10 protein-coding genes and 1 pseudogene are annotated in these 13,353 nt (G+C 71.7%); 6 read left to right on the top strand and 5 right to left on the bottom strand.

Features of this window, described 5'->3' with window-relative positions:
• From QF027_RS33075 to QF027_RS33065, 3 genes are all read left to right on the top strand, one after another.
• Complete coding sequence (locus QF027_RS33075; protein WP_306976234.1) at positions 1-651, top strand: AIM24 family protein; 651 nt, start codon at positions 1-3, stop codon at positions 649-651.
• Positions 648-1,445 carry an AIM24 family protein gene (locus QF027_RS33070; RefSeq protein ID WP_307078775.1) on the top strand — a complete coding sequence of 266 codons (798 nt, stop codon included), beginning with the start codon at positions 648-650 and terminating at the stop codon, positions 1,443-1,445. The genes QF027_RS33075 and QF027_RS33070 overlap by 4 nt, the downstream gene beginning before the upstream one ends.
• A 92-nt stretch (positions 1,446-1,537) precedes the next feature.
• Complete coding sequence (locus tag QF027_RS33065) at positions 1,538-2,014, top strand: MarR family winged helix-turn-helix transcriptional regulator (RefSeq protein WP_057612054.1); 477 nt, start codon at positions 1,538-1,540, stop codon at positions 2,012-2,014.
• 13 nt (positions 2,015-2,027) lie between these two features.
• Here QF027_RS33065 and QF027_RS33060 read toward each other — a convergent pair whose 3' ends face one another.
• Positions 2,028-3,467: a sensor histidine kinase gene (locus tag QF027_RS33060; RefSeq protein ID WP_307078772.1), complete on the bottom strand. Its 1,440-nt coding sequence runs from the start codon at positions 3,465-3,467 to the stop codon at positions 2,028-2,030.
• Positions 3,464-4,132: a response regulator transcription factor gene (locus tag QF027_RS33055; RefSeq protein ID WP_307078771.1), complete on the bottom strand. Its 669-nt coding sequence runs from the start codon at positions 4,130-4,132 to the stop codon at positions 3,464-3,466. Before QF027_RS33055 ends, QF027_RS33060 begins: the two co-directional genes overlap by 4 nt.
• A 124-nt stretch (positions 4,133-4,256) precedes the next feature.
• Here QF027_RS33055 and QF027_RS33050 point away from each other — a divergent pair, with 124 nt between their 5' ends.
• Positions 4,257-4,907 carry a PepSY domain-containing protein gene (locus tag QF027_RS33050; protein ID WP_306976242.1) on the top strand — a complete coding sequence of 217 codons (651 nt, stop codon included), beginning with the start codon at positions 4,257-4,259 and terminating at the stop codon, positions 4,905-4,907.
• An 8-nt stretch (positions 4,908-4,915) separates the two neighbouring features.
• Here the strand turns inward: QF027_RS33050 and QF027_RS33045 are convergent, their stop codons facing one another.
• The 3 genes from QF027_RS33045 to QF027_RS33035 form a co-directional block, all read right to left on the bottom strand.
• Positions 4,916-6,151: an MFS transporter gene (locus QF027_RS33045; RefSeq protein ID WP_306976244.1), complete on the bottom strand. Its 1,236-nt coding sequence runs from the start codon at positions 6,149-6,151 to the stop codon at positions 4,916-4,918.
• A gap of 125 nt (positions 6,152-6,276) precedes the next feature.
• Positions 6,277-7,233, bottom strand: a complete 957-nt coding sequence (meaB, locus tag QF027_RS33040; RefSeq protein WP_306976246.1) for a methylmalonyl Co-A mutase-associated GTPase MeaB — start codon at positions 7,231-7,233, stop codon at positions 6,277-6,279.
• 49 nt (positions 7,234-7,282) lie between these two features.
• Positions 7,283-8,485 carry an acetyl-CoA C-acetyltransferase gene (locus tag QF027_RS33035; protein ID WP_306976248.1) on the bottom strand — a complete coding sequence of 401 codons (1,203 nt, stop codon included), beginning with the start codon at positions 8,483-8,485 and terminating at the stop codon, positions 7,283-7,285.
• Positions 8,486-8,633: 148 nt separating this feature from the next.
• On the opposite strand from QF027_RS33035, the gene mce reads away from it, so the two are divergent.
• Positions 8,634-9,074, top strand: coding sequence for a methylmalonyl-CoA epimerase (gene mce / locus QF027_RS33030; RefSeq protein WP_059192301.1), 441 nt, complete (start codon positions 8,634-8,636; stop codon positions 9,072-9,074).
• Positions 9,075-9,306: 232 nt separating this feature from the next.
• A pseudogene (gene scy, locus QF027_RS33025) lies at positions 9,307-13,186 on the top strand (polarized growth protein Scy).
• Positions 13,187-13,353: the final 167 nt, after the last annotated feature.

Here is a 13,353-nt window from a genome sequence, read left to right as displayed (position 1 = left end):
ATGCCCTTCAGCGAGATCAACTCCAAGATGGTCGAGGCGACCGTCCTGCCGGGCCAGCGGCTGTTCAGCCAGCGCGGCGCGATGCTGGCGTACCGGGGCGAGGTGTCCTTCACCCCGAACGTCCAGGGCGGCCAGGGCGGCGTCATGTCGATGATCGGCCGCCGCGTGGCCAACGAGGACACGCCCCTGATGACCGTCGAGGGCAGCGGCACCGTCCTGTTCGGGCACGGCGGCCACCACGTCCAGATCATCAACCTCACCGGCGACACCCTGTACGTCGAGGCGGACCGCCTGCTCGCCTTCGAAGGCACCCTGCAGCAGGGCACCATGTTCATGGGCTCGCAGGGCGGCGTCATGGGCATGGTGCGCGGCCAGATCAGCGGCCAGGGCCTCTTCACGACCACGCTCAAGGGACACGGCTCGGTGGCCGTCATGGCCCACGGCGGGGTCTTCGAGGTCCCCGTCACCCCGCAGCGCCCGGTCCACGTCGACCCGCAGGCCTACGTCGCCCACCACGGCGACGTCCGCAACAAACTGTCGACGGCGCTCGGCTGGCGCGACATGGTGGGCCGCGGCTCCGGCGAGGCCTTCCAACTGGAGCTCAGCGGGAACGGCGTGGTGTACGTCCAGGCCTCGGAGGAGAAGCTGTGAGCCACTACCCGGGCGCGGGCCCCACCGTGTACGACCCCATGACGCTGCCTTCGGACGACAACGTCAACAACTACACCTTCTGCGTGGAGCTCAAGGGGAGCCAGTGGTTCCTGCAGAAGGGGAAGATGATCGCCTACTACGGGCAGATGGATTTCAACGGCATCGGACACGGCCGTCTCGACGGTCTCATCCGTACGTCTTTCCATTCGCCTCTGCACGCAAGCGACTGGGTCGTGGCGCAGGGCTCGGGCAAGATGCTCCTCGCCGACCGGGCCTTCGACGTGAATTCCTATGACCTCGAAGAGGGCAACCTGACCATTCGCTCGGGCAACCTGCTCGCTTTTCAGCCAAGTCTCGCGCTGAAGCAGTCGATCGTGCCCGGCTTCCTGACCCTCATCGGAACCGGAAAGTTCGTGGCCGCCTCCAACGGCCCGGTGGTGTTCATGGAGCCCCCGATCCGGGTGGACCCGCAAGCGCTTGTGGGCTGGGCGGACTGTCCCTCGCCGTGCCACCACTACGACCACGGCTACATGACGGGTCTGATGGGGGGCCTACGTGCGATGACGGGCCTCGGCGGGGCCTCCGGGGAGGAGCACCAGTTCGAGTTCGTGGGGGCCGGCACCGTACTGCTCCAGTCGACGGAGGTTCTGATGGCCGAGCAGGCCGTCGGAGCGACTCCGCAGCAGGCCGGAGTGCCCGGCGGTCATGGGGGATCCGCAGGGCATCCACAGCAGCCGGGGGCACCGCGCCTTCCCGGACAGCTGGGGGACCTCCAGCGTCGCTTCGGGCTGTGAGCGGTAGTCTGCGGAGTGTGACATCGAACGCGTGCGCACAGTCACACCACCCTCATTAGTTCGCCTTTCAACTTCTTAGGTAGACTTCATTCATGGAGACCGAGACGGCCACGCGCTGGCTGACCGATGCGGAGCAGTGCGCCTGGCGCACCCACCTGGAGGTCAACAGGCTGTTGACGTATCAGCTCGAGAGGGACCTTCAGCCGTTCGGCCTGACGATGAACGACTACGAGATCCTGGTCAATCTCTCCGAGTCGGAGGGCGTACGGATGCGGATGAGCGATCTCGCCTCCGCCACCCTCCAGTCCAAGAGCCGGCTCTCGCACCAGATCACCCGCATGGAGAACGCGGACCTGGTCCGGCGCGAGAACTGCGAGTCCGACCGCCGCGGCCTGTACGCGGTCCTGACCGAGCACGGCATGGAGACGATGAAGAAGGTCGCGCCCCATCACGTGGCGTCTGTGCGGAGGCACTTCATCGACCTCGTGCCGGCTGAGTCCCTGACAGAACTGGACAAGGCCCTCAAGCCGATCGCGGAGCATTTGCGGGGGCAGCGAGGGCGCCCCTGACACCGGGGCCCGATCAGGCGATCGGCAGGCGGAGTTCGAACAGAGCTCCGCCTGTCGGCGCGTCCCGCACCGTCAGCGTCCCACCGTGCCGGGCGGCGACATCACGGGCGATGGCGAGACCGAGTCCGGCGCCGCCGTCGTCCCGTGCCCGTGCCTCGTCCAGCCGCACGAACCGCTCGAAGATCCGCTCCCGGTCCCCGGCCGGCACCCCGTCCCCGTCGTCGCCGACCTCGACCACGGCGTTCCGGTCACCGTCCCGTCGTACCGTCACCACGACCGCCGACCGCGCGTGCCGTCCCGCGTTGTCCAGCAGGTTGTCGAGCACGCGCTCCAACTGCCCCCGGGACCCCGTCACTTCGACCGCATCCGCCCGCACCGTCACCCCGGTCCGTCCGGCGGCCCGCTCCCGGGCCAGCGCCGCCAGCTCGACCCGCGCGCCGGCGCCCCGCTCCCCCGCGTCCAGGCGAGCCAGCAACAGCAGGTCCGCCGCGAGGTGTTGCAGCCGTACGGTGTCCTCGACCGCCCCGTCCAGGTCCAGCAACTCGGGATGCGCGGCGGCCACTTCGAGCTGGGTGCGCAGCGAGGCGATCGGACTGCGCAGCTCGTGCGAGGCGTCGGCGACGAACCGGCGCTGGCGCTCGACGGAGGTCTCCAGCGCGGCCAGCGTCTCGTTGGTGGTGCGGGCGAGGCGGGCCACCTCGTCGTGAGTGTCCGGCACCGGGACGCGGCGGGCGAGGTCCTCGGAGGCGGTGATCGCGGCCATCTCGGCACGGATGCCCTCGACCGGACGCAGCGCACGCCGGGTGACCAGCCAGGTCACCGCGGCGACGACCCCGAGCAGCAGCGGGAATCCGACCAGCATGACGGTCTGGGCGGTGCCCACCGCGCTCTGTTCCGGATTCAGGGAGGCGCCGGCGTACACGGTGAGTGTGCCCTTGCCGGGAACCTCGACATCCACGGCGGCGAACCGGTAGTCGGCGGACTCACCGTCGATCGTCGCGGAGCCGTTCGTCAGCCCGACGTCGTCGGCGATCTCGCCGGGCTCGAGGACGGACTCGTCGTCCCCGGTCGTGTCGTCGTCGGAGTCGTCCGGGTCACCGGATGCACTCGTGCCCCCGGTGCCGCCCGCGGGCGGCTGCGGCCTCACCTCGGCAATGCCGGTGCCGCTGATCCGCTCCAGGTGCTCGGTGGCCGCGACCAGGGTGTCGTGCTCGTCGACGACCTGGACCGGCTCGTCGTCATCGTCCAGTTCCAGGCCCGTGTACGGCGTCCCGCCCGAGAGGTCGGCGGCGACGTTCCGCGCGGCCCGCTCGGCCTGCGTGCCCGCCTGGTCGATGAGGTTGGAACGCAGGGACAGCAGCACGGCGGCCCCGGCCGCGACCAGCGCCACGGCGACGACAAGGACGGCGCCGAGCGTGGCCCGGGCCCGGACCGAGCCGAACAGCCGTCTCATCTCCCGGCCTCCAGCCGGTACCCGGCGCCACGGACCGTGTGGATGAGGCCCGCGTCCAGCTTCCGGCGCAGGGTGCTGACGTACACCTCGACGATGTTGGGGTCGCCGTCGTACGCGAAGTCCCAGACGTGCTCCAGGATCTGCGCCTTGGAGACCACTTCGCCGGCCCGCACCGCGAGTTGCTCCAGGACCGAGAACTCCTTGGCGGTGAGGGTGACCTCGTCGCCGTCGAGGATGACCCGGCGGGCGGCGGTGTCGATCCTCACCCCGCCGAGTTCGAGCACCGGCGACGCCCCGGTGCCCTGCCCGCGGCGACGCAGCAGCGCCTTGATCCGGGCGACCAGGACGACGTAGGAGAAGGGCTTGGTCAGATAGTCGTCGGCGCCGGTGTCCAGGCCCTCGGCCTCGTCGTACTCGCCGTCCTTGGCGGTGAGCATCAGGATCGGCACCTCGTGGCCCGCGGCGCGCAGGGCGGCGCAGACCCGGTAGCCGTTGAGGCCGGGCAGCATGATGTCGAGGATCACCAGGTCGTACGACCCCTCGGTGGCCCGGTGCAGCCCCTCCCGGCCGTCGTGGACGACGTCGACGGCGTAGCCCTCGGCGGTCAGGCCCTTGGCGAGGGACAGGGCTAGGCGGCGTTCGTCCTCGACGATCAGCAGACGCATGTGTACAGCCTCGCAAAGCGAACCTGAAGACGCCTTCAGGGGCTTCAGGTCTCGTTCAGCTCCCCTCCGGCAGCGTGGTTGTCGTCGAAAGCGAACGAAGCAGAACGGCTCTGGAGGAATCCTCATGAAGCGCAACATCGTCATCGCCACCCTCACCGCCGCCGCGCTGGCCACCGGCGGCACCGTCGCGGCCTTCGCCGCGGGCGACGACGAGGCGACGGCGACGCAGCGCCAGACGAACACGAGCGCCCAGGCGGCCGCGGACCACGACGACGCAGACGACGCCGCTGACGACCGGGACGACGACGCCACCGAGGACCGTACGGCGGTCCGTGGCGCCGACGTCACCGCCGCCGAGGCGATCGCGGCCGCCCTGAAGCACACGCCGGGCACCGCCGTCTCGGCCGACCTGGACGACGACGGCGACGACGCGTGGAAGGTGAGCGTCGTCAAGGGCGACGGCACCGAGTACGACGTACGGATCGCCCCGGACTCCGGCAAGGTGCTCGGCGCCCAGCGTGACACCGACGACGACCACGACGGCGACGACCGTGCCGAGCTCGCCGCGGTGAAGCGCGCGAAGACGGACGCCCGCGAGGCCGCGCTGGCCGCCGCGCACAAGGGCACGGTGACCGAGGTCGGCATCGACGACGACAACGGCACCGTGGCCTGGTCGGCGGAGACCGTGAAGGGCAACAGCCACGGCGAGTGGAACGTCGCCCTCGACACGGGCAAGGTCACCCAGGACCGGGACGACGACGGCGACGACGCCTGACCCCACCGTCACGCGACAGGCGTGGCCTCCCGATCCCTACCGCTGCGAAGGGCGCCCCTCCCCCGGGCGCCCTTCGTCATGACCAGCACCGCCGTCACGGCGACCACCCCGCCCGTCACCGCGAAACACACGGCCACCGGCAGCCGCCCTGCCAGGGCTCCCGCCACGGCCGTTCCGCCCGTACTCCCGGCGTTGACGGCCGTGTTGACCCACGCGCCGGCCTGCGTGCGGGACTCGGGGGCGACCGCCGCGTCGGCGATGAGATACGCGGTGGTGAGGGCCGGCGACACGAAGAACCCGGCGCCCGCCATGACCAGGGCGAGGATGCCGAGGCCCGGTGCGAGCCCGGCGCCGACGAGCGCGAGGCCCAGGCAGGCCGTCAGCAGCGCCAGCCGGGTCCGGGCGGGCGTTCGCCAGTTCACCGCGCCGTTGAGCATCCCGCCGACCGCGCTTCCGGCCGACAGCGCCGCGAGCACCCAGGCCACGCTCGCGCCGCCGTGATGATGCCGCTCGGCGAACACGACGACGAGCAGGTCGAGCACACCGAGCGCGAGGCCCACGGCCGCGGCGGCCACGACGGGACGGCAGACCCGGCGCAGTACGCGTCGGCCGCCGCTGTCCCGTCGTGGAGAAGAACCCGCGGGACGCACGGCCCGTACCGCGGGCGACCGTACGAAGCCGGCCGTCCCCGCCACCATCAGGGCGGCGCCGACGACGAGCCCCACGGCCGGGGCGGCGGCCCCGACGAGGACGCCCACCAGCAGCGGCCCCGAGACGAAGAGCAGTTCCTCGGCCACCCCGTCGAGGCTGTACGCCCGCTGGAGCAGCGCCTTGTCGTCCTGGGCGAGCCGTGCCCACACGGCCCGCATGGTCGGTCCGAGCGGCGGGACGCAGGCTCCCGCGAGGGCGGTGAGGGTGCCGAGGAGGACAGGGGGCGCGCCTGGGCGCCAGACGGCCGCGGTGAGCAGGGCGAGCAGCAGGACGTAGGCCGAGAGCATGGGGACGAGCGCTCGCGGCGGCCCGAAGCGGTCGATCAGAGCGGCCCGCGCGGGCGCCAGGAAGACGACGGTGGCACCGAAGAGCGCCATCACGGCACCCGCCACCGCGTACGAGCCCGAGGCGCGGATCACGGCGAGCATCACGGACAGCGGGACGACGCCGTACGACAGCCTGCCGAGCAGGGCGGTGGCGAAGGTACGGCGGGCGTGCGGAATGCGCAGCACGCTCGCGTAGGAGGCAGCCATGGGTGAGTTCCTCGAAGGAGGCGTGGAAGGGGACACCGAGGAGCCACGGGAGCGGTGTGCTCGAACCGTGGCTCGGTGCGGCCCTACGCCAAGGAGAGGAACATGACGGTCAACGTATCAGGGGCTCAGCCCCGGGTCAGGCCCTCCACCAGCTCGTCCGCCGCGCGGTAGGGGTCCAGTTCGCCGGTGACGATCCTCTCCGCGAGCGCGTCCAGGCGCCGGTCGCCCCTGAGGTCGCCGATGCGTTCGCGCAGGGCGGTGACGGCGATCGTCTCGACCTCGTGGGCGGCGCGGATGCGGCGGCGCTCGGCGAGGACGCCGCGCTCCTCCATCCAGGCGCGGTGCTTCTCCAGGGCTTCCACGACCTCGTCGACACCCTCGGCGCGGGCGGCGACCGTCTTGACGATCGGCGGGCGCCAGTCGCCCGGGCCGCGGGACTCGCCCAGACCCAGCATGTGGTTGAGCTCGCGGGCGGTCGCGTCGGCGCCGTCACGGTCGGCCTTGTTGACGACGTACACGTCGCCGATCTCCAGGATTCCTGCCTTGGCGGCCTGGATGCCGTCGCCCATCCCGGGGGCCAGCAGCACCACGGACGTGTCCGCCTGGGCTGCGATCTCCACCTCGGACTGGCCGACGCCGACCGTCTCGACCAGGATCACGTCGCAGCCGGCCGCGTCCAGGACCCGGATGGCCTGCGGGGCGGCCCAGGCGAGACCGCCGAGGTGGCCGCGGGTCGCCATGGAGCGGATGTAGACGCCGGGGTCGGAGGCGTGCTCCGACATGCGCACCCGGTCGCCGAGCAGGGCACCGCCGGAGAACGGCGAGGACGGGTCGACGGCCAGGACGCCGACCCGCCTGCCCTGCTTGCGGTAGGCGGTCACGAGAGCCGAGGTGGACGTCGACTTGCCCACCCCCGGCGAGCCCGTCAGGCCCACCACGTACGCGTTGCCGGTGAGCGGGGCGAGCGTCGCCATGATCTCCCTGAGCTGCGGGGACGCCCCCTCCACCAGGGAGATCAGCCGGGCCACGGCCCGCGGGCGGCCCTCCCTGGCCTGGGTCACCAGGGTGGAGACGTCCTGCATCACAGCTCCGTTCGCCTGAAAACGCGCTTCGCCCGAAACCTACGGGGACTCAGGCCTTGGGTACCCGCACGACGAGCGCGTCACCCTGACCGCCGCCACCGCACAGCGCGGCCGCGCCGACACCGCCGCCGCGCCGCTTGAGCTCCAGGGCGAGGTGCAGGACGAGCCGGGCGCCGGACATGCCGATGGGGTGGCCCAGGGCGATCGCGCCACCGTTGACGTTCACCCGATCCGTGGAAACGCCGAGGTCCTTCATTGACTGGACGGCCACCGCGGCGAAGGCCTCGTTGATCTCGATGAGATCGAGGTCGGAGACCTCCAGGCCCTCCTTCTTGAGGGCGTGCAGGATCGCGTTGGACGGCTGGGACTGCAGGGAGTTGTCCGGGCCCGCCACATTGCCGTGGGCGCCGATCTCGGCGATCCACTCCAGGCCGAGCTCCTGCGCCTTGGCCTTGCTCATCACGACCACGGCCGCCGCACCGTCCGAGATCTGCGAGGAGGTTCCTGCGGTGATGGTGCCGTCCTTGGTGAACGCGGGGCGCAGCTTGCCCAGGGACTCGGCCGTGGTGTCGGCGCGGATGCCCTCGTCCTTGCTGAAGACGACCGGCTCGCCCTTGCGCTGCGGGATCTCGACCGGGGTGATCTCGGCCTCGAAGATGCCGTTCTTCTGTGCGGCGGCGGCCCGCTGGTGGGACAGGGCGGCGATCTCGTCCTGCGCGGGGCGCTGAATGCCGAGGCGGGTGTTGTGCGTCTCGGTCGACTGGCCCATGGGGATGTTCTCCCAGGGGTCGGTGAGGCCGTCGTGGGCCATCGCGTCGAGCATCTCGATCGCGCCGTACTTGAAGCCCTCGCGGGACTTCGGGAGCAGGTGGGGGGCGTTGGTCATGGACTCCTGGCCGCCCGCGACGATCACGTCGAATTCACCCGCGCGGATCAACTGGTCGGCAAGCGCGATGGCGTCGAGGCCGGACAGACACACCTTGTTGACGGTGAGCGCCGGGACGTTCATCGGGATGCCGGCCTTGACCGCGGCCTGGCGGGCCGGGATCTGACCCGCGCCGGCCTGGAGGACCTGACCCATGATGACGTACTGCACCTGGTCGCCGCCGATCCCCGCACGGTCGAGGGCGGCCTTGATCGCGAAGCCGCCGAGGTCGGCTCCGGAGAAGGACTTCAGCGAGCCCAGCAACCGCCCCATGGGCGTACGGGCGCCCGCGACGATCACCGAGGTCGTGCTGTTCGATCCAGACATGAGCTGTGATCCCCTTACCGGCTGCACTGCCGAGGAGTGAACGAGGGTTTACTCAAAATGTACTGAGTGGCACTCCGTGCCGTCATCGGGCCGTCGGTGTGATCGCGCGCACGTTGCGTAACCATGCCGGGAGCGCTGCACTGAAACCATGCTGACGCGAATCGACCACATCGGGATCGCCTGCTTCGACCTCGACAAGACCGTCGAGTTCTACCGGGCCACCTACGGCTTCGAGGTGTTCCACTCCGAGGTCAACGAGGAGCAGGGCGTGCGCGAGGCCATGCTCAAGATCAACGAAACCTCCGACGGCGGCGCCTCCTACCTGCAGCTTCTGGAGCCGACCCGCCCCGACTCGACCGTCGCCAAGTGGCTGGACAAGAACGGCGAGGGTGTCCACCACATCGCTTTCGGTACGGCTGACGTGGACGCGGACGCCGCGGACATCAAGGACAAGGGCGTTCGCGTCCTGTACGAGGAGCCGCGACGCGGCTCCATGGGGTCACGGATCACCTTCCTGCACCCGAAGGATTGCCACGGCGTACTGACAGAACTGGTCACTTCGGCGCCTGTTGAGTCACCTGAGCACTGACCCTCGTACATATGGGCCGGTAGGGTTGGGGGCGGTCGCCGCTCTTCCCAGGGCGACCGGGTCCTGCCCATGGCGGCAGAACCGAGCCGGGGTACGGGTTTCGGGGGGCGAGCGGCGGGCAGCAGCCCATGCTCCGCCGTTGATCTGACACCATTCCCCGGGGGCCCCGTTCGGCGGATGGACAGGGCTCGTCAGGAGAGACTTGCGACCAGGGGACGGATGGGACCGCGCAGTGCGGGGCTACGAACGCCAGGAGCGAGAGCCGGCGGCTGACGTCGACCACCTCTCTCGGTTCGAGGCCGAGATGGAGCGGCTGAAGACCGAGCGGGAAAAGGCGATCCAGCACGCCGAGGACCTCGGCTACCAGGTCGAGGTGCTGCGCGCCAAGTTGCACGAGGCGCGGCGCACCCTCATGTCCCGGCCCGAATTCGGCGGCGGGGACATCGGCTACCAGGCCGAACAGTTGCTGCGCAATGCCCAGATCCAGGCCGACCAGTTGCGCCAGGACGCCGAGCGCGAACTGAGCCAGGTCCGTGCCCAGACCCAGCGCATCCTCCAGGAGCACGCGGAGCAGGCCGCGCGTCTGCAGGCAGAGCTGCATCAGGAGGCGGTCACCCGCCGTCAGCAGCTCGACCAGGAGCTGGCCGAGCGCCGGCAGACCGTCGAGTCGCACGTCAACGAGAACGTGGCGTGGGCCGAGCAGCTGCGCGCCCGCAGCGAGTCACAGGCCCGACGGCTCCTGGAGGAGTCCCGTGCCGAGGCCGAGCAGGCCATGGCGGCCGCCCGCGCCGAGGCCGAGCGGGTCACCTCCGAGGCCCGCCAGCGTCTGCAGAGCGAGGCCGAGGCCGCCCGCGCGGAGGCCGAACAGCTGTTGCGCCGCGCCCGCGCGGACGCCGAGCGCCTGCTCGACGCCGCCTCCACGCAGGCCCAGGAGGCCACCGACCACGCCGAGCAGCTGCGCACCTCCACGGCGACCGAGTCGGACAGCGCCCGCCGCCAGGCCACCGAGCTCAGCCGGGCCGCCGAACAGCGGATGACGGAGGCCGAGGAGGCGCTGCGCAAGGCGCAGGCCGAGGCCGAGAAGGTGCTCACCGAGGCGAAGTCGGCCGCCGAGAAGGCGCTCGCGAGCGCGGAGTCGGCCAACGAACAGCGCACCCGCACGGCCAAGGAGCAGGTCGCCCGGCTGGTCACCGAGGCCAGCCAGGAGGCCGAGGCGACCAAGGAGGCCGCCGAGCAGATCGTCGCGGACGCCCGCGCCGAGGCCGAGAAGATCGTCACCGAGGCCGCCGAGAAGGCCCGCACGATCACCGCCGAGGAGAGCGCGACCCAGCTGTCCAAGGCGGCCAAGACCGCCGAGGACGTCCTCAACAAGGCACAGGAGGACGCGCAGCGGACCACCAGGGCCGCCGCCGAGGAGGCCGAGCGGATCCGCCGCGAGGCGGAGACCGAGGCGGACCGGCTGCGGGCCGAGGCGCACGACATCGCCGAGCAGCTCAAGGGCACGGCGAAGGACGACACCAAGGAGTACCGCGCCAAGACGGTCGAGCTGCAGGAGGAGGCCCGCCGACTGCGCGGCGAGGCCGAGCAGCTGCGCGCCGACGCGGTCGCCGAGGGCGAGAAGATCCGCGCGGAGGCCCGCAAGGAGGCCGTCCAGCAGATCGAGGAGGCGGCCAAGACCGCCGAGGAGCTGCTCTCCAAGGCCAAGGCGGACGCCGACGAGCTGCGCCAGACCGCCACCACGGACAGCGAGAAGGTCCGCACCGAGGCCATCGAGCGCGCCACCGCGCTGCGCCGGCAGGCCGAGGAGACCCTGGAGCGCACCCGCAACGAGGCCGAGCGGCAGCGCGCCGAGGCCGTCGAACTGTCCGAGGAGATCACAGCCGCCGCCGAGCGGGCCGCGGGCGAGCTGCGCGAGGAGACCGAGCGGGCCATAGAGACCCGCCGTGCCGAGGCCGCCGAGGAACTGACCCGGCTGCACGCCGAGGCCGAGGAGCGTCTCGCCGCCGCCGAGCAGGCCCTCACCGAGGCCCGTGAGGCGGCCGCGCGGATCCGCCGCGAGGCCGCCGAGGAGATCGACCGGCTGCGCGGCGAGGCCGCCGAGCGGATCCGCACCCTGCAGCAGCAGGCCGAGGCGGGAGGCCGACCGGCTGCGCACCGAGGCCGCGTCCGACGCGTCCGCCTCCCGTGCCGAGGGCGAGGCCGTCGCCGTACGGCTGCGTTCCGAGGCCGCCGCGGAGGCGGAGCGGCTCAAGACCGAGGCGCAGGACACCGCGGACCGGGTCCGGGCCGAGGCGCAGGCCGCTGCCGAGCGGCTCGCCACCGAGGCGTCCGAGACGCTGGCCGCCGCCCAGGAGGAGGCCAACCGGCGCCGCCGGGAGGCCGAGGAGTATCTCGGCTCGGCGCGCCAGGAGGCCGACCAGGAGCGGGAGCGGGCCCGCGAGCAGAGCGAGGAGCTGCTGGCCTCGGCGCGCAACCGCGTGGAGGAGGCCCAGGCCGAGGCCGTACGGCTGGTCGAGGAGGCGGACCGGCGGGCCACCGAGATGGTGTCGGCCGCCGAGCAGCACGCCCAGCAGGTGCGGGACTCGGTCGCCGGGCTGCACGAGCAGGCGCAGGAGGAGATCACCGGGCTGCGCTCGGCCGCCGAGCACGTGGCGGACCGTACCCGGCGCGAAGCTCAGGAGGAGGCCGACCGGGTCCGCTCGGACGCCTACTCCGAGCGGGAGCGGGCCAGCGAGGACGCGGCCCGGATCCGGCGCGAGGCCACCGAGGAGACGGACGCCGCCAAGTCCCTTGCCGAGCGCACCGTCTCGGAGGCGATCGCGGAGGCGGAGCGGCTCAGGTCGGAGTCGGCCGAGTACGCCCAGCGGGCGCGCACCGAGGCCTCGGACGCCATCGCCCAGGCCGAGCAGGACGCCTCCCGCACCCGGGCGGACGCCCGCGAGGACGCCAACCGCATCCGCTCGGACGCGGCGACGCAGGCCGACACCCTCATCACCGAGGCGCGCAGCGAGGCGGAGCGGCTCACCGAGGAGACCATCAACGACACCGACCGGCTGCGGACGGAGACGGTCGCCGAAGCCGAGCGGGTGCGCGCCGAGTCGGTCGCCAAGGCCGAGCAGCTGATCGGGGAGGCCTCCGGGGAAGCGGAGCGGCTGCGCGCCGAGGCCGCCGCGACGGTCGGGCAGGCCCAGCAGCACGCGGAGCGGATCCGTACCGAGGCCGAGCGGGTCAGGGCGGACGCGGCGGCCGCGGCCGAGGAACTGGTCAACTCCGCGCGTGCGGAGGCCGATCGCACCCTCGACGAGGCCCGCAAGGACGCCAACAAGCGGCGTTCGGAGGCGGCCGAGCAGGTCGACACGCTCATCACGGAGACCGCCGCCGAGGCGGACAAGCTGCTCAGCGAGGCGCAGCAGCAGGCTCTCAAGACCACCGCGGACGCGGAGGCGCAGGCCGACACCATGGTGGGCGCGGCCCGCAAGGAGGCCGACCGGCTGGTGTCCCAGGCGACGGTCGAGGGCAACGCCCGTGTGGAGAAGGCCCGCACGGACGCGGACGAACTGCTCGTCGGTGCCCGCCGGGACGCCACCGCGATAAGGGAGCGCGCCGAGGAGCTGCGCGACCGGATCACGGGCGAGATCGAGGCGCTGCACGAGCGGGCCCGCCGTGAGGCCGCGGAGACCATGAAGTCGACCGGCGACCGCTGCGACGCGCTCATCAAGGCCGCGGAGGAGCAGCTCGCCAAGGCCCACGCGAAGGCCAAGGAGCTGGTCTCCGAGGCCAATTCGGAGGCCGGCAAGGTGCGTATCGCCGCGGTCAAGAAGGCCGAGGGGCTCCTCAAGGAGGCCGAGCAGAAGAAGGCCACCCTGGTCCGGGAGGCCGAGGAGCTCAAGGCCGAGGCGATCCGCGAGGCGAAGCGCACGGTCGAGGAGGGCAAGCGCGAGCTCGAGGTCCTCGTCCGCCGCCGCGAGGACATCAACACCGAGATCTCCCGTGTCCAGGATGTCCTGGAGGCATTGGAGTCCTTCGAGGCCCCGTCGGCGGGCAAGGACGGCGGCGTCAAGGCGGGCGCCGCGGTCGGCGCCCCTCGTTCGGGTAAGCCGTCGGACAGCTGACCGACTGGTCGGAATCCGGTGTCGTCTGGGGCCTTTGACCAAGTTTTTGGCAAGCCGTCCCAGGGTTAGCCACTCAAAAGGGGTGTCATTCTCCAGATCAAACACGTATCCGCTCGATGACACACCGCTTCGGCCCCTAGGATTCCCCCTATCACCTCACCGGTCTC

The organism is Streptomyces canus (assembly GCF_030816965.1).
Lineage (GTDB): Bacteria > Actinomycetota > Actinomycetes > Streptomycetales > Streptomycetaceae > Streptomyces > Streptomyces canus_E.
This window is presented reverse-complemented; position numbering and strand designations above follow the sequence as displayed.